This window comes from Acidovorax sp. 22279 (genome assembly GCF_052045435.1).
GTDB lineage: Bacteria > Pseudomonadota > Gammaproteobacteria > Burkholderiales > Burkholderiaceae_C > Acidovorax > Acidovorax delafieldii.
In genome coordinates this window covers 620,188-636,422 of record NZ_JBQEOV010000001.1, presented here as the reverse complement: position 1 = coordinate 636,422, position 16,235 = coordinate 620,188, and the positions used below count along the sequence as shown (strand labels likewise).

Here is a 16,235-nt window from a genome sequence, read left to right as displayed (position 1 = left end):
CCCCCGTCCTGTCCCAGGCAGGCCGGGGGCGTTTTTGATGGACGTGTGTCTTTTCACCGCCCGTCGTTTGTTTCAACTTTCTGTTTTTCGGGCCGCGACGGGTGCAGCAGCATCCGCTCCGGCAACTGTGCATGCTGTGGTCGTCGCCCCTCTTCTGGATTGCTTTTGCCGTCTTTCTGTTCTGGGCCCTGGGGGCCTACAACCGTCTGATGCGCCTGCGCTCGGCTGTCGTTCAGTCGTTCGGCAGTTTTGACGCACACATGGTGCGGCTGGTGGCCTTGCTCGGCGAGTTCGGCGCGGCGCAGACCGTACAGCGCGGCAACTTGCTGGCCGATGCAGGTGCGCAAGAGTTGGCCGCGCTGCAGGGTGCCGTGACGCAATTGAGTGCCTCGCTGGCCGTGGCACGCGCCCGCCCGCTGCAGGGTGACGCGGTGGCTGCGTTGACGGCCGCCCGTGAAGTGCTGCGAGCGACCTGGGCCACCGCCTTGCAGAAGTTGCTGGCCGACCCTGCACAGCCAACAGCATTGGCCTCGGCTGCAGATACCGCTACGGTGACCCCAGGGTCTGCGCCCGTGGTCCTGTCGGTGTGGCAGGTGCGCTGGGACGAACACGCCGTGCAGAACGAGCAAGCGATTCGCGTGTTCAATGAGGCCGTGGTGCAGTACAACAGTGCCATTGCCCAGTTTCCGGCCAGCCTGCTGGCCTGGGTGTTCGGGTTCAAGGCGGCACGTGCGCTGTAACCCGTTTTCAGGATCACGATGACTCCACCTCCCCACCAACGTCCCCGCCGCACCGGTGGCAACGCGCCGCGTCCCGTGCGCGCAGGCTCCGGCCAGCAGTCTCCGCAGGCGGGTTCTGCTGCGGTCTCACCCGATAGGGCGACTTCGTCGAGTGCCACGACGGTTCCTCTGTGGCGGTTGCTGACAGCGGTGGCTGGCGCCTTGCAGGCGATTCGAGGCGGGCAGTCCGGCACGACAGCGCTGACCGCCATAGAGATCGCGTTGCGCCCTGGCGCGCAGGCCCTGCTGTTCCAGGTATTGCGCCAGGCCGGGCGGGCCGAGGCCCTGCGCCGACAGCTGGCCGCCCGTGCCCCCGCACCCGCCGCCGATGCGCTGCTGTGCAGCGCGCTGGCGCTGTGCTGGGACCCGCAGGCCTCGCCGTATGAACCCTTCACCCTGGTGAACCAGGCGGTGGAGGCGGCCAAGCACCACCCGGCCACCCGCGCGCAGGCCTCGTTCATCAACGGCTGCCTGCGCCGTTTTCTGCGCGAGCGCGACACCCTGGTGGCCGCCACCGACAACGATCCCGTGGCGCGCTGGAACCATCCGGCGTGGTGGGTGCAGCGCCTGCGCAAGGACCACCCCCAGCACTGGGAGCAGATCCTGCAGGCCAACAATGCCCACGCACCCATGATGTTGCGGGTCAACGAACAAAAATGCACGGTAGCGCAGTATTTACATGCCTTGTGTGCTATTGGTTTAGGAGCGATTGCGGTGGGCCAGCATGGCGTCGCGCTGCGTCAGGCGGTGCCCGTTCAGTCGCTGCCACACTTTGAGGAGGGCTGGGTGTCCGTGCAGGACGCCGCCGCCCAGCAGGCGGCTCCTTTGCTGCTGCACGGGCTGGATCTGAGTCAGCCCTTGCGCGTGCTCGACGCCTGCGCCGCCCCCGGCGGCAAGACGGCGCACCTGCTGGAGATGGCGGGTCCGCAGTCCCCCCTGCAGGTCACGGCGCTGGAGATCGATGCCACACGCAGCGTCCGCATTGGTGAAACCCTGCAGCGCCTGGGGCTGACGGCCCAGGTCCTGGTGGCCGATGCTGCCCGCCCGCAAGACTGGTGGCAGTCGCAGTGCGGCGGCGTGCCGTTCGACGCCATCCTGCTCGACGCACCGTGCACCGCGTCCGGCATTGTGCGTCGCCATCCAGACGTGCGCTGGCTGCGCCGTGAATCCGACATTGCCCAGCTGGCAACCCTGCAGGCGGCCCTGCTCAAGGCCCTGTGGCCGCTGTTGCGTCCCGGCGGGCGCCTGCTGTATTGCACTTGTTCCGTCTTCCGGGCAGAGGGTGATGCCCAGGTGCAAACGTTTCTTGCACACAACACCGATGCGCAAATGCTGCCGTCGCCGGGGCATTTAATTCCCGGCAACGCGGACAAGGCCGGGGCTGTCCCGGACAATCTGACCGGTGACCACGACGGCTTTTTTTACGCACTGTTGCAAAAATCGGCGCAATGAGCCCCGGGGCATGCGCTGGTGGCTGGTGTGTGCATGGTTTGTGCTGTTTTGGGGGACGGTGCTCTGCTGGGTGCCGCAGGCCGTAGCGGCACAGGCGGCCTCCTCCGAGGTGGGTGACCTGCGCCTCGAACGCGGGGACGACGGTCTGTACCTGAGCGCCAACCTGCAATTTGAACTGCCCGAGCTGGCCGAAGACGCCTTGCAAAAAGGCATTCCCATGTTCTTCGTGGCCGACGCCCAGGTGCTGCGCGACCGCTGGTACTGGTCCGACCGGCAGGTGGCCGAGACCACCCGGTACTTCCGCCTGAGCTACCAGCCGCTCACCCGCCGTTGGCGTCTCAACATCTCCTCCACGCCTTTCACCAACAGCGGGCTGGGCGTGGTGCTGGGTCAGAATTTTGACAATTACGCCGATGCCTTGTCGTCGATTCAGCGTTTTTCACGTTGGAAGATCGCCGAACGCGATGTGATCGAGTCCGATGCCGTGCATACGGTGAACTTCCGCTTCCGCCTCGATATGTCCCAGCTGCCCCGTCCTTTCCAGATCGGCGCGGTCGGCCGGTCGGGCTGGAACCTGCTGGTCTCCCGCAGCCAGCGCCTGGGCGCAGAGCCAGCCAAGTGAGCACGTCCCCCCCATCCACCGGCGTTTCGGCATCGACCCATGCCACCGCCCGCCAGTCCCGCGCAGTGCGCTGGGCCGTGGGCGTGGGCGCCGCCATCATGTCGGCCATCGGTCTGGTACTGCTGTTCTTGCTGACGCTGGCCACCAACAACCGCGTGCTGTACGAGCGCAACTACGCCTGGCTCTTCGGCGTCAACGTGTTTGTAGCGCTGCTGCTGCTGCTGGTGCTGGGCTGGGTGGCGTTGCGCCTGGGCTTGCGCCTGCGCAAGGGGCGTTTTGGCAGCCGCCTGCTGGTCAAGCTCGCAGCCATTTTTGCGCTGGTGGGGCTTATGCCGGGGCTGCTGATCTATGTGGTGTCCTACCAGTTCGTCACGCGCTCCATCGAAAGCTGGTTCGACGTGAAGGTGGAGGGGGCTCTGTCTGCGGGCGTCAACCTGGCCCGCGTGTCGCTGGACTCGCTGGCCACGGACATGGCCGCCAAGACCCGCAATGCCAGCGCCCAGGTGGCCCAGGTGCCTGATGCTGCTGCGGGCCTGGTGCTGGAGCGTATTCGCGACCAGCTCGGCGCGACCGACGTGGTGCTCTGGAACGCGTCCGGTCAGGCGGTGGCCAGCGCGGGGCAGTCGCGCTTCAGCCTCAATCCCGAGCGGCCCGGCGCTGCCTTACTGCGCACGGCGCGCCAGCAGCGCGCCACGGCGCAGATCGAAGGGCTGGACGACATCGCCGACCCGGCTGCGGCGCAGAACGCGCGGGTCAAGGTGCTGGCCCTGGTCAGCAGCCCCAGCGTGGGCCTGTTGATGGAGCCGCGCTATCTGCAGGCCACCTTGCCTCTGCCGCCGGCCTTGGTGGCCAACGCCATCGCCGTGCAGGAGGCCAATCGTGAATACCAGGAGCGTGCGCTGGCCCGGGGCGGGCTGCGGCGCATGTATGTGGGCACGCTCACGCTGAGTCTGTTCCTGGCGGTGTTCGGCGCGGTGCTGCTGGCGGTGCTGCTGGGCAACCAGCTGGCGCGGCCCTTGTTGGTCCTTGCAGAGGGGGTGCGCGAGGTGGCTGCGGGCAACCTGAGTCCCAAGGCCGCGCTGCAAAGCAAAGATGAGTTGGGTGGGCTGACGCGCTCGTTCGCGCTCATGACCCAGCAACTGGCAGACGCGCGCCAGGCGGTGGAGCAGAGCATGGGCGAGGTCGATGCCTCCCGCGCCAACCTGCAGACCATTCTGGACAACCTTACGGCGGGTGTCATCGTGCTGGATGCGCAGGGGCTGATCCGTTCGTCCAACCCAGGCGCCACCCGCATCCTGCGCGCTCCCATGGCCGCTTATGAGGGGCGGCCGCTGTCCGAAGTGCCGGGCCTCGCGGAGTTTGCCGCGTCGGTCCAGGGCCATTTCGATGCGTTTTTGGGGGACCATGAACGCCATGGCCTGGACCATTGGCAGCAGCCGTTCGAGCTGCATGCCTCCTCCGGCGGCGCCGGACAACACGCCACCAGCCTGGTCGCGCGGGGCGCAGAGCTGCCCGATGCCACCCGACTGTTGGTTTTTGACGACATTTCGGAGATCGTTTCGGCCCAGCGTGCGCAGGCCTGGGGCGAGGTGGCGCGCCGGCTTGCGCACGAAATCAAGAACCCGCTGACCCCCATCCAGCTGTCGGCCGAGCGCCTTGAAATGAAGCTGTCGGGCAAGCTGCCGGACCCTGAACAGGCCATCCTCGCCAAGTCCGTCAAGACCATCGTGGACCAGGTCGATGCGATGAAGCGACTGGTCAACGAGTTCCGCGATTACGCGCGCTTGCCTGCTGCCGAACTGCATGCGCTGGACCTCAATGCCCTGGTCGCCGACGTGCTCCATTTGTATGGGGCAGAAAACGCCACCGTGCCTGTAGAAGCCGAGCTGGACCCGCGCTGCCCTTGGATTGCGGGCGACGCGCAGCAGTTGCGCCAGGTCGTACACAACTTGCTGCAGAACGCCCAGGATTCGACCGAGCAGGCCCGCGCCGGGGCCTCCGAGCCCGTGCCGCCGGTGCGCATCAGCACCCGCTGGAGCGAATCGTCACGCCGTGTGCGGCTCACGGTATCGGACAGCGGCGGGGGCTTTCCGTCCCACATCCTGCAGCGCGCTTTCGAACCCTATGTCACCACCAAACCGCGTGGCACCGGCCTGGGTTTGGCCGTGGTCAAAAAGATCGCAGATGAGCACGGAGCGCGCATCGAACTGTCCAATCGCACCGAAGAAGGCGTGGTGCGCGGCGCCCAAGTGTCGTTATCATTCGCCCCTGAACCAGCGGTGGCGTCATAACAACACCGCCCCGCAGTACCTCCCCAAGGCGCTTCAACACACATGGCAAACATTCTGGTGGTCGACGATGAGCTCGGCATTCGTGATCTGCTGTCGGAAATCCTGAACGACGAAGGTCACAGCGTAGACCTCGCAGAAAATGCGACCCAGGCCCGAGCCGCCCGGGCAGGCAACAGCTATGACCTGGTGCTGCTGGACATCTGGATGCCCGACACCGACGGCGTCTCGTTGCTCAAAGAGTGGGCGACTGCGGGCGTGCTCACCATGCCGGTCATCATGATGAGCGGCCACGCCACCATCGACACGGCGGTGGAGGCCACGCGCATCGGCGCTTTCTCGTTCCTCGAAAAACCCATCACCCTGCAAAAGCTGCTCAAGGCCGTGGAGCAGGGCCTGGCACGCAACGCGGCCCACCAGGCTGCACCCGTGGCTGCTGTGTCCGCACCCGCTGCCGCTCCGGCCGATCCGACGTTCTCGCAGCTGCCTGCCGTTTCTGCGGTGATGGCGGGGGTGGACCCCGGCCCCCACGCCCACCAGGGGTTTGACCTGGATCGCCCCCTGCGCGAAGCGCGCGATGGTTTCGAGAAAGCCTACTTCGAGTTTCACCTGGCCCGCGAAGGCGGCTCCATGACGCGCGTGGCCGAAAAGACGGGCCTGGAGCGCACCCACCTGTACCGCAAGCTGCGCCAGCTGGGCGTGGATCTGGGGCGCGGCAAGCGCGGCTGATCAATTAATTTGTGCTTTTTGCCGGAAGCGCTGATTTTTCTGGCTATAATTTGAGGCTCAGGCCCGGTAGCTCAGTCGGTAGAGCAGAGGATTGAAAATCCTTGTGTCGGTGGTTCGATTCCGCCCCAGGCCACCAAACAAAAGCCCTTGATTTGCAAGAATCAAGGGCTTTTTCAATTTCGTACCGCCGAAGCAGGGCCACACCCAGCTGGGCAGGTGCGCATGTCGAAATCCTGCGTTGCCTTGGTGCTGGTTGCTGCCCGTACCGCGCATTGCGTTCCTTGTTGTTTCTCCCCACGTTCCCCATGCCCCTTCTGCAGGACACCACCCTTGGTATCGACTTCGGCACTTCCAACTCCGCGATGGCGGTGCGGCAGGGCGCGGGCCTGTCGCGAATGGTGGCGCTGGAGGGGGATGCACACACGCTGCCCACGGCGCTGTTCTTCAACGCTGAAGACCAGCGCACGCACTTTGGGCGCGATGCGGTGGCGCAGTACCTCGCGGGCACGGAAGGGCGGCTGATGCGCTCGCTCAAGAGCCTGCTGGGCAGTGCGCTGCTGCAGGACAAGACCGCAGTGCACAACCAGCTGGTCAGCTACCAGGACATCATCGGCCTCTTCTTGCGGATGCTGGCGCAGAAGGCCCGCGACGAACTCGGTGGCATGCCCGGGCGGGTGGTGATGGGGCGGCCGGTGCATTTTGTGGACGGCGATGCCGAGCGCGATCAGCAGGCCGAGGACGCGCTGCGCCAGGCCGCGCTGTCTGCAGGGTTCGAGAACGTGAGCTTCCAGTTCGAGCCCATTGCGGCCGCGCTGGACTACGAGCAGCGCATCGACCGGGAGTCGCTGGTGCTGGTGGTGGACATTGGCGGCGGTACGTCGGACTTCACGGTGGTACGCCTGGGCCCCGAGCGCATGGCCCGCGCGGACCGCAGCAGCGATGTGCTGGCCACCACTGGCGTGCACATCGGTGGCACGGACTTTGACCGGCGCCTCAGCCTGGACCTGCTCATGCCGCTGCTGGGCTTTCGCCACATCGGTCCGTCGGGGCGCGAGGTGCCCAGCCGCGTGTTTTTCGACCTCTCGACCTGGCACCTGATCCAGTGGCTGTATTCGCCGCGCGCACTGCGTGATGCGCAGAACCTGCGCACCGACTATGCCGATGCCGCGCTGCATGCCCGGCTGATTCGGGTGTTGAACGAGCGGCTGGGCCACCGCCTGGCCAACACGGTGGAGCAGGCCAAGATCGCGGCTTCTCTGGCCGATGCCGAGGCGCCCATGCCGCTGGACTGGGTCGAGGCTGGGCTCGGCGCCGCCATCACGCCGCCCGGATTGGCGCAGTCCCTGGCGCAGCCGCTGGAACAGGTGGTGGCCTGCGCGCGCGACTGCCTGCAGATGGCGGGACTGGGCGATGGGGGTGTGGATGCGATCTACCTGACTGGGGGCTCGTCGGCATTGCGGCCCCTGCGCCAGGCACTGCGCACGGCCTTCCCGGCAACTCCGCAAGTGGAGGGTGATCTGTTCGGCGGGGTGGCTGCGGGCCTGGCGGTTTCGCGGTAGTCATGCCATCCAGTTTGCTATTAATTGGATAGCTTGTGCGGCATATTGCACTAGCGCTACCGCCCGAAAACATCGCAAACAAGGCCCGGGAGCACCTGGAGTCAGTCCTGTACGCCATCCTCGCGCTTCCACTCCAGCGCGGTGTCGTACAGCACGTTGCGCGATGCGCCCGTGATCTCGGCGGCCAGGCGCACGGCGGTCTTCAGGGGCAGCTCGGCCAGCAACAGGCGCAGCACGCGGTGGCTGTCGCCCGCGTCGCTGACCACGGGTACCGGGTGCAGCAACACCACGAATTCGCCGCGCGAGCGCTGGGGCGACCCATCCAGCCACGCCGTCAGCGCCTGCGCTGGCTGGGTGGTGACTTCTTCAAACTGTTTGGTCAGCTCGCGCGCCAGGGTGACGGGGCGCTCGCCCAATACGGCCAGGGCCTGGGCCAGCTCGCCGATGCGGTGGGGCGCTTCGAGCAGCACCACGCACCGGGGCTCCTGGGCCAGCTGCTGCGCAATCACGTTGGCACGCTCCGCGTTCTTGACGGGCAGAAATCCTGCAAACACAAAGCCGCCGTGTTCGGTGCTGTGGGCCACGGCACCGGCCACGCTCAATGCGGTGGTGATGCTGCTGGCGCCCGGCAGGGGCACGGCACGCAGGCCCGCCGCCTGCACTGCGGCCACCAGACGTGCGCCGGGGTCGCTCACGCCGGGGGTGCCTGCATCGCTCACATAGGCCACGCGCTGGCCCTGCTGCAGCCGGTGCACCACGTTCTGCGCGGCTTCGGCCTCGTTGTGCTGGTGCACAGCCAGCAGCTGGCTGGCGCCCTTGTCGATGCCGTAGGCGCGCAGCATCGACTGCGTATGGCGCGTGTCTTCGCAGGCCACCGTGTCGGCCAGTTGCAGCACATGCAGTGCGCGCAAGGTGATGTCGGCCAGGTTGCCGATGGGCGTGGCCACCACGTACAGCGCGCCCTGCGGATAATGCTGCGCAGCGGCGGCGTCGTGCGCCGCGCTCTGGGCTGAAGCGAAAGATGCGCTCAATGAATTTCCTTGGAAAAAGACCACCGGCCCTTGCCACCCCGGGGGCTGCCAAAAAAGCCACCACGCGTGAGCGGGGCAACGCTGCCGAGGACCAGGCATTGGCCCATCTGCAGGCAGCGGGACTGCAACTGGCGGTGCGCAATTATCGGACGCCCGGACGCGGCGGGGGCGAGATTGATCTGGTGATGCGTGACCGAGATGGCACCCTGGTGTTTGTGGAGGTGCGCAGCCGCGCGCATGGCGGCTTTGGCGGCGCCGGTGCCAGCATCAGCGCGACCAAGCAGCAGCGCATCATCTTTGCCGCACGGCACTACCTGATGCGCTTGCCGTCGCCACCGCCCTGCCGTTTTGACGTGGTGCTGGTGGAGGAGGGGGTGCAGTGGCTCAAGGCGGCGTTCGATGCGCAGTAGCGGCGGGCGCCGTACCGGTCGCCAGCGCAATGCGGGTGGCTACCCTTTGCTACAAAAGCTGTAACACGCGGCGGGTATCATCGGGCCCTCATGCTTGAGCAACGCATCCAACAGCATTTCATCGACAGCGCCGACCTGAAGTACCAGGCCGCGCAGACCCTGAGCCACCCCATTGCCGCTGCCGTACAGGCGGTGCTGGCCTGCGTGACCAGCGGCGGCAAGGTGCTGGCCTGTGGCAACGGCCCGTCCGCCGCCGAAGCGCAGCAGTTTGCCGCCTTTTGCGTGGCGGGCTTTGAACGCGAACGTCCCGAGCTGGCCGCGCTGGCGCTCACATCCGACAACACCCTGCTCACGGCGGCTGCGGGCAGCAACGATGCCACCCAGCAGTTTGCGCGCCAGGTGCGCGCCCTGGGCCAGGCGGGCGATGTGCTGCTGGCCCTGACGGTGCACGGCAACGACCCCAACCTGCTGGCTGCCGCCGAGGCCGCGCACGAGCGCGACATGACCGTGGTGGTGTTGGCGGGCCGCACCGGCGGCAAACTGGCCGCCATGCTGCGGGAGACCGACGTCTTGATCAGCGTGCCCCACGACCGTGCGGCACGCGTGCGCGAAGTCCATACGCTGGTACTGCACTGCATCAGCGACGGCGTGGACGCACAGTTACTTGGTGAACAGGAGATCCCACTATGAACCCGACAACCCTGAATCGCACCCGCCGCGTGGTGGGTACTGCCCTGGCTGCTGTCACGCTGGCCGCCGCACTATCGGCCTGCGCGCCCCTGATCGTGGGCGGCGCTGTGGTCGGCGGCGTGATGGCGGTGGACCGCCGCACGGCCGGTACCCAGATCGAAGACGAAGGCATTGAGCTGCGCGCGGCCAACCGCATTCGCGAAGCCCTGGGCGACCGGGCCCATGTCAACGTGACCAGCTACAACCGCCAGGCCCTGCTGACCGGTGAAGTCGCCACGGCCCAGGACCGCCAGGCGGTGGAGCAGATGGTGTCGCAGGTGGAGAACGTGCGCTCCGTGGTCAACGATCTGGCCGTGATGCCCAGCTCCACCCTGAGCCAGCGGTCCACGGACACCTTCATCACCGGCAAGGTGCGTGCGAGCCTGGTGGACGCGCAGGACATCTCGGCCAACTCCTTCAAGGTGGTGACCGAGCGCAACACCGTCTATCTGATGGGCCGTGTCTCGCAGCGCGAGGCCAACCGTGCCACGGACATCGCCCGGGGCGTGAGTGACGTGCGCAAGGTGGTGCGTGTGTTCGAGATCGTTTCGGAGGAAGAGCTGCGCCGCATTGCGCCGCAGCCTGCGCCGGTCACCACGGACACCAAGCCTGCCGGCGGCTGAGGACGGGGTTCAGACCGGAGGGTCAAAGTCCCAGACCGCCGCGCGTGGTCTGGGACTTTTTTCTTGCAGCGCAGCGCTGGAGCTCCGCTGCGCTGCCACACGTCGCCGGCGTTGCACCCGGGGGTGAGGCTGCGACGACGCCTGCTTTGCCCGACCGCCAGTCCTGCCCTTTGTCGGGGCAGACACCGCAGGCGGCTGAGGGGGTTACTTCAAGCGCTGAATCAGGCTGGACGTATCCCAGCGGTTGCCGCCCATCTTCTGCACATCGGCATAGAACTGGTCCACCAGTGCCGTCACGGGCACGCGTGATCCGTTGCGCTTGGCTTCGTCCAGCACCAGTCCCAGGTCCTTGCGCATCCAGTCCACGGCAAAACCAAAGTCGAACTTGCCGTCCACCATGGTCTTGCCACGGTTGTCCATCTGCCAGCTCTGGGCCGCGCCCTTGCCGATCACTTCCAGCACCTGCTTCATGTCCAGCCCGGCGTTCTGGCCAAACGCCACGGCTTCCGACAGGGCCTGCACCAGCCCGGCGATGCAGATCTGGTTGACCATCTTGGCCAACTGGCCCGAGCCGCTGGCACCCAGCAGCGTGAAGGCGCGCGAGAACGCCATGGCCACGGGCTGAGCAGCCTCGAAGGCTGCGGCATCGCCACCGCACATCACGGTCAGCAGGCCGTTCTGAGCGCCGGCTTGGCCGCCGGACACGGGCGCATCCACAAACTGCAGGCCGAGCGCCAGGGCGGTCGCATGCAGCTCGCGGGCCACCTCGGCCGAGGCCGTGGTGTGGTCCACAAAAATCGCGCCGGGCTTCATGCCTGCGAAGGCACCGTCCGCACCCAGGGTGACCGAGCGCAGGTCATCGTCATTGCCCACACAGCAGAACACGATGTCGGCGCCTGCCGCCGCCTCGCGGGGCGTTACTGCATGATGGGGGGCCTTGGTGCCCGCATACTCTGCGCACCACGCTACGGATTTGGTAGCGGTCCGGTTGTACACAGTGACTTCATGACCAGCCAGCGCCAGGTGGCCTGCCATGGGATAGCCCATCACGCCCAGGCCCAGAAAGGCGACTTTGCGGGAGGGAGTGGTGTCGTAATTGCGGGGGTTAGTGCTTGGCATGGTGTGGCGGGAAGATGTTGCAAAAGTATGCGTGAAAACGAAAACCCGCCCAAGAGGGCGGGTGAAGCGGTGCGAAGGTATGTGGACCTGGCTCTGGGGTCAAACGATCGCAAAATGCTCGGTGCCCTGTGCCAGGTCGGGTGACTTGGCGCGCTGGCTGTTGAGCTTGATCTGCAGGCGCAAGTCGTTGAGCGAGTCGGCATTGCGCAGCGCGTCTTCGTAGCTGATGACATTGGCCTCGTAGGCATCGAACAGCGCCTGGTCGAAGGTCTGCATGCCCAGGTTGCGGCTCTTCTTCATGATCTCCTTGATCTCGGAGACCTCGCCCTTGAAGATCAGGTCGGAGATCAGCGGGGTGTTGAGCATCACCTCCACCGCTGCGGCGCGGCCCTTGCCGTCCTGCTTGGGGATCAGGCGCTGCGACACCATGGCGCGCAGGTTGAGCGACAGGTCCATCAACAACTGGGCACGGCGCTCTTCGGGGAAGAAGTTGATGATCCGGTCCAGCGCTTGGTTGGCGCTGTTGGCGTGCAGCGTGGCCAGGCACAAGTGCCCGGTTTCGGCAAACGCCACCGCATGCTCCATGGTCTCGCGGTCGCGGATTTCGCCCATCAGGATCACGTCGGGTGCCTGGCGCAGCGTGTTCTTCAGCGCTGCTTCCCAGCTGTCGGTATCCAGGCCCACTTCACGCTGCGTCACCACGCAGTTCTTGTGCGGGTGCACAAATTCGATGGGGTCTTCCACCGTGATGATGTGGCCGAACGAGTTCTCGTTGCGCCAGTCCACCATGGCGGCCAACGTGGTGGACTTGCCCGAGCCCGTGGCACCCACCAGGATGCACAGGCCGCGTTTGGTCATCGTCACTTCCTTGAGCACCTGCGGCACACCCAGGCCGTCGATGGTGGGCAGCGTGAGCGGAATGGTCCGCAGCACCATGCCGACCTTGCCCTGCTGGATGAAAGCGTTGACGCGGAAGCGCCCGATGCCAGCGGGCGAGATGGCGAAGTTGCACTCCTTGGTGCGCTCAAAGTCCGCCACCTGCTTGTCGCTCATGATGGCGCGCGCCAGCGTGAGCGTGTGGTTGGACGTGAGGGGTTGCGGCGACACCTTGGTCACCTTGCCATCGACCTTGATGGCGGGTGGAAACTCTGCCGTGATGAACAAGTCGCTGCCGTTGCGGCTCACCATCAGCTTGAGCAGGTCATTGATGAATTTACTGGCCTGATCGCGTTCCATCAGAATTTCTCCCGGGGGTGGTCGTCTGCCGGACGATCTTGTGTCGTGGATAGGTGCATCATTTCTGGTTGTCGCTCAGGCGTGCGCTCACCACGCGCAGGCGCAGCGACAGCTTGCGCGCCAGCAGGGCAATCAGGCTGGCGGCCAGTTGCGGATCCTTGGTCATCATGTCGTCCATGGCCTCGGCGGAGAGCACGGCGATCTCGCAGTCGGTGAGTGTGGTGCAGGCCGAAAAGCGGATGCCGCTATCCAGCAGCGACATCTCGCCCAGGATGTCCCCAGGGCGTGTCTCGGCCAGACGCAATTGTTCGCCCCAAGGCTGCACGCGGTCCACGGCGATGGTGCCGGTGAGCAGCACCACCATGAAGTTGCCGTACTCATCCTGGCGAATCACGTCGCGATTGGACGGGACGGCCGCAAATTCAAAAAAGCGCTCCATGCGCTCCACAGCGTCCTTGTCCAGGTGCGCCATGTACTTGTCCTTGGCCCACAGGCCTTGCAGCAGTTTGCCGCCCCGGCTGGTAGGCAGGCGCTTGGCGCCCACTTCCACGGCGCGTGCCTCCCAGGGCACCAGCATGGAGTCGTCCACACCCTGGCCCGCAAACGCGGTGGAAAACAGCACGGAATCCGTGTGGTCGTCCGATGGCTTGCCGCTGCGGGCTTTCATTTTCAGAAGGCTCAAAATGCCTTTCATATCGCGCTCCGGTATGCGGCGCCTGCAGGGGCCGCAAAGTCGTTCATGGGGGTGTGCTGTCGGGGGGCTCAGCCGGGGAAGTTCTCGGGGATCTTGGCCTTGCTGCGTGCTTCGGCCGGACTGATGATGTTGCGGCGCACGAGGTCGGTCAGGTTCTGGTCCAGCGTCTGCATGCCCACGCTGTTGCTGGTCTGGATGGTTGAGTACATCTGCGCCACCTTGGCCTCGCGGATCAGGTTGCGGATGGCGCTGGTGCCCAGCATGATCTCGTGCGCCGCCACGCGGCCGGAGCCGTCCTTGGTCTTGCACAGTGTTTGCGAGATCACGGCCTGCAGCGATTCGGACAACATCGCACGGACCATTTCCTTTTCTTCGGCGGGGAACACGTCGATGATCCGGTCGATGGTCTTGGCGGCGCTCGAGGTGTGCAGCGTACCGAACACCAAGTGGCCCGTTTCAGCAGCCGTCATGGCCAGGCGGATGGTTTCCAGGTCGCGCATTTCGCCCACCAGAATGGCGTCCGGGTCTTCGCGCAGTGCGGACTTCAGGGCCGCCGCGAAGGACAGCGTCATCGGGCCGACTTCACGCTGGTTGATCAGGCACTTCTTGGACTCGTGCACGAATTCGATCGGGTCTTCCACCGTGAGGATGTGGCCGTATTCGGATTCGTTGAGGTAGTTGACCATGGCGGCCAGCGTGGTGGACTTGCCCGAGCCCGTGGGGCCGGTCACCAGCACCAGGCCCCGTGGCTTCAAGGCCAGGTCGCCGAAGATCTTGGGGGCGTTGAGCTGCTCCAGCGTCAGGATCTTGCTCGGAATCGTCCGGAACACGGCGGCCGCGCCCCGGTTCTGGTTGAAGGCGTTGACGCGGAAGCGGGCCAGGCCTTCGATCTCGAAGGAAAAGTCCACCTCCAGGAACTCTTCATACGTCTTGCGCTGCGCGTCGCTCATGATGTCGTACACCATGGCATGCACCGTCTTGTGGTCCAGCGCATCGACGTTGATACGCCGCACGTCGCCGTGGACCCGGATCATGGGCGGCAGACCGGCGGAGAGGTGCAGGTCGGAGGCCTTGTTCTTCACGCTGAACGCGAGCAATTGGGTAATGTCCACGGAGTCCCTCTATCGTTTGGTACGCTTGCCAAACATTATGACCACGATTGCTAACAACCTCCAACAGGTTATGGGCCGGATCGCCCAGGCGTGCCGGGCTGCCGGGCGTGACCCGGGCCAGGTGGGCCTGCTGGCCGTTTCCAAGACCTTTGGCGCCGATGCAGTGCTGGAGGCGGTGGCCGCAGGCCAGCGCGCCTTTGGCGAGAACTACATCCAGGAGGGCGTGGACAAGATTGCCGCCGTGCGGGCTGCCTTGCCCGGCGTGGCGCTGCAGTGGCACTGCATTGGCCCTATCCAGAGCAACAAGACCCGCCTGGTGGCCGAGCACTTCGACTGGGTGCACACGGTGGACCGGCTCAAGATCGCCGAGCGCCTGTCAGCCCAGCGGCCCGATCACCTGCCGCCGCTGCAGGTATGTATCCAGGTCAACATCGACGGTGGGCCCACCAAGTCGGGCGTGGCCCCGGCCGAGGCCCTGGACCTGGTGCGTGCTGTCGCAAAACTGCCACGACTGGTCGTGCGGGGGCTCATGAGCATTCCGGACCATGCTCCTGAATTTGAAGCGCAATTGGCAATCCACACTAGCGCCAGAAGGCTATTTGATGAGATATCGGCAGTGGGAGAGCCAGGCCTGGGGCAGTTTGACACCCTGTCCCTGGGCATGACGGCCGACCTGGAGGCCGCCATTCAGGCAGGCAGCACGCTGGTGCGCGTGGGCACCGGCGTGTTTGGTGGACGGACCTACCCCGCCGCCTGAGCGGGCTCAGCCCGGCAGCGTGAAGCGCGCCACGCAGTCCAGCGCCGCTGTCACATCCGCCTCACTCACATCCAGGTGCGTCACCCAGCGCAGCCGGGTGGCGCCGCCATACAGGCTGCTGGTCACGCGTACGCCGTGCTGCGCCAGCCAGGCGGTGAAGGCTGGGGCCACCTCTGCGTGCAGGTCGGTGAAGAGGATGTTGGTCTGCCACGGCAGCACGGTGAGCTTGCCCTGCAGCACGGGGTGGCTGCGGTTGGCTTCGGTCAGCCCTTGGGCCAGCCGGTCCAGGCGGGCGTGGTCTTCCGCCAGGCGCCGCACATGGTGCTGCAGCGCGTAGTGGCCGGCAGCCGCCAGGACACCCGCCTGCCGCATGCCACCGCCCAGGATCTTGCGGGTGCGGCGCGCCTGCCGGATGAAGTCGCGCGAGCCCAGCACCAGCGAGCCCACGGGCGCGCCCAGGCCCTTGCTCAGGCACAACGATGCGGAATCAAAGTGGCTGCACAGTGCGCGCGCTTCCGCATACACATCGGTGCCGTTGCGCGCGGCATTGGCCGTGGCGGCGTTGAACATGCGTGCGCCGTCCAGGTGCATGGCCAGCCCCCGGCTGCGCGCCAGTTGCGCCACCTCGGCGATGTAGGCGGGCGGCAGCACCTGGCCGCCGGTCGTGTTCTCCAGCACCACGAGGCGGGTGCGCGCGAAGTGCGGGTCGTCCGGTTTGATGGCGGCCGCGATGTCGGCCACGCGCAGCGTGCCGTCTGGCTGGGTCTCGACCGGCTGGGGCTGGATGGAGCCCAGCACGGCCATGCCGCCCGCCTCCCAGCGGTAGGTGTGCCAGCTCTGGCCCACGATGGCCTCGTCGCCGCGCTGGCAGTGGCCCCACAGCGCGATCAGGTTGGTCTGCGTGCCCGAGGGGGCGAACAGCGCGGCCTCAAAACCCAGCAGCTCGGCGGCATGGTCCTGCAGTGCGTTCACTGAGGGGTCGTCGGCAAATACATCGTCGCCCAGCGGGGCCTGGAACATGGCCTCGCGCATGGCGGGCGTGGGCTGGGTGACGGTGTCGCTGCGAAAGTCGGGCATGGGCGCGGTCCTTGTGGG

Annotated in this window: 16 protein-coding genes and 1 tRNA gene; 11 read left to right on the top strand and 6 right to left on the bottom strand. The window is 66.1% G+C overall.

Annotated elements, in window-relative coordinates:
• Positions 1 to 131: 131 nt before the first annotated feature.
• From ACTJKQ_RS02785 to ACTJKQ_RS02755, 7 genes are all read left to right on the top strand, one after another.
• Positions 132 to 740, top strand: a complete 609-nt coding sequence (locus ACTJKQ_RS02785; protein ID WP_440595923.1) for a LemA family protein — start codon at positions 132 to 134, stop codon at positions 738 to 740.
• Positions 741 to 758: 18 nt separating this feature from the next.
• Complete coding sequence (gene rsmB, locus ACTJKQ_RS02780) at positions 759 to 2,231, top strand: 16S rRNA (cytosine(967)-C(5))-methyltransferase RsmB (protein ID WP_440595922.1); 1,473 nt, start codon at positions 759 to 761, stop codon at positions 2,229 to 2,231.
• 10 nt (positions 2,232 to 2,241) lie between these two features.
• The gene (locus tag ACTJKQ_RS02775; protein WP_056059932.1) at positions 2,242 to 2,853 is read left to right on the top strand and encodes a DUF4390 domain-containing protein; all 612 of its coding nucleotides are present in this window, start codon (positions 2,242 to 2,244) and stop codon (positions 2,851 to 2,853) included.
• Complete coding sequence (locus ACTJKQ_RS02770; RefSeq protein WP_440595921.1) at positions 2,850 to 5,144, top strand: ATP-binding protein; 2,295 nt, start codon at positions 2,850 to 2,852, stop codon at positions 5,142 to 5,144. Before ACTJKQ_RS02775 ends, ACTJKQ_RS02770 begins: the two co-directional genes overlap by 4 nt.
• Before the next feature lie 42 nt (positions 5,145 to 5,186).
• A complete protein-coding gene (locus ACTJKQ_RS02765; protein WP_060986598.1) occupies positions 5,187 to 5,870 on the top strand; it encodes a response regulator in 684 nt (227 codons plus the stop codon).
• Positions 5,871 to 5,930: 60 nt separating this feature from the next.
• A tRNA-Phe gene (locus tag ACTJKQ_RS02760) sits at positions 5,931 to 6,006 on the top strand.
• Positions 6,007 to 6,175: 169 nt separating this feature from the next.
• Positions 6,176 to 7,429, top strand: coding sequence for an Hsp70 family protein (locus tag ACTJKQ_RS02755; protein WP_056059922.1), 1,254 nt, complete (start codon positions 6,176 to 6,178; stop codon positions 7,427 to 7,429).
• A gap of 101 nt (positions 7,430 to 7,530) precedes the next feature.
• On the opposite strand, the gene rsmI is transcribed toward ACTJKQ_RS02755, so the two are convergent.
• Positions 7,531 to 8,460 (bottom strand): 16S rRNA (cytidine(1402)-2'-O)-methyltransferase, encoded by a 930-nt coding sequence (rsmI, locus tag ACTJKQ_RS02750; protein ID WP_099731463.1) that lies wholly within the window; start codon positions 8,458 to 8,460, stop codon positions 7,531 to 7,533.
• Here rsmI and ACTJKQ_RS02745 point away from each other — a divergent pair.
• The 3 genes from ACTJKQ_RS02745 to ACTJKQ_RS02735 all read left to right on the top strand — a co-directional run bounded on the left by ACTJKQ_RS02745 (position 8,460) and on the right by ACTJKQ_RS02735 (position 10,222).
• The gene (locus ACTJKQ_RS02745) at positions 8,460 to 8,870 is read left to right on the top strand and encodes a YraN family protein (RefSeq protein WP_121941767.1); all 411 of its coding nucleotides are present in this window, start codon (positions 8,460 to 8,462) and stop codon (positions 8,868 to 8,870) included. The genes rsmI and ACTJKQ_RS02745 overlap by 1 nt on opposite strands.
• A gap of 90 nt (positions 8,871 to 8,960) precedes the next feature.
• A complete protein-coding gene (locus ACTJKQ_RS02740) occupies positions 8,961 to 9,560 on the top strand; it encodes an SIS domain-containing protein (RefSeq protein WP_056059914.1) in 600 nt (199 codons plus the stop codon).
• Positions 9,557 to 10,222 carry a BON domain-containing protein gene (locus tag ACTJKQ_RS02735; protein ID WP_440595920.1) on the top strand — a complete coding sequence of 222 codons (666 nt, stop codon included), beginning with the start codon at positions 9,557 to 9,559 and terminating at the stop codon, positions 10,220 to 10,222. The genes ACTJKQ_RS02740 and ACTJKQ_RS02735 overlap by 4 nt, the downstream gene beginning before the upstream one ends.
• Positions 10,223 to 10,426: 204 nt before the next feature.
• Here the strand turns inward: ACTJKQ_RS02735 and ACTJKQ_RS02730 are convergent, their stop codons facing one another.
• From ACTJKQ_RS02730 to ACTJKQ_RS02715, 4 genes are all read right to left on the bottom strand, one after another.
• A complete protein-coding gene (locus ACTJKQ_RS02730) occupies positions 10,427 to 11,341 on the bottom strand; it encodes an NAD(P)-dependent oxidoreductase (protein ID WP_440595919.1) in 915 nt (304 codons plus the stop codon).
• Positions 11,342 to 11,440: 99 nt separating this feature from the next.
• Positions 11,441 to 12,577: a PilT/PilU family type 4a pilus ATPase gene (locus ACTJKQ_RS02725; RefSeq protein WP_056059906.1), complete on the bottom strand. Its 1,137-nt coding sequence runs from the start codon at positions 12,575 to 12,577 to the stop codon at positions 11,441 to 11,443.
• 58 nt (positions 12,578 to 12,635) lie between these two features.
• Positions 12,636 to 13,271 (bottom strand): Crp/Fnr family transcriptional regulator, encoded by a 636-nt coding sequence (locus ACTJKQ_RS02720; protein WP_015012256.1) that lies wholly within the window; start codon positions 13,269 to 13,271, stop codon positions 12,636 to 12,638.
• 68 nt (positions 13,272 to 13,339) lie between these two features.
• Positions 13,340 to 14,383 carry a type IV pilus twitching motility protein PilT gene (locus ACTJKQ_RS02715; protein ID WP_015012257.1) on the bottom strand — a complete coding sequence of 348 codons (1,044 nt, stop codon included), beginning with the start codon at positions 14,381 to 14,383 and terminating at the stop codon, positions 13,340 to 13,342.
• Positions 14,384 to 14,420: 37 nt separating this feature from the next.
• Between ACTJKQ_RS02715 and ACTJKQ_RS02710 the strand changes: the two genes are divergently transcribed.
• Positions 14,421 to 15,140, top strand: coding sequence for a YggS family pyridoxal phosphate-dependent enzyme (locus ACTJKQ_RS02710; protein ID WP_192421027.1), 720 nt, complete (start codon positions 14,421 to 14,423; stop codon positions 15,138 to 15,140).
• Positions 15,141 to 15,146: 6 nt separating this feature from the next.
• Here the strand turns inward: ACTJKQ_RS02710 and ltaE are convergent, their stop codons facing one another.
• Positions 15,147 to 16,217, bottom strand: a complete 1,071-nt coding sequence (ltaE, locus tag ACTJKQ_RS02705) for a low-specificity L-threonine aldolase (RefSeq protein WP_056059900.1) — start codon at positions 16,215 to 16,217, stop codon at positions 15,147 to 15,149.
• Positions 16,218 to 16,235: the final 18 nt, after the last annotated feature.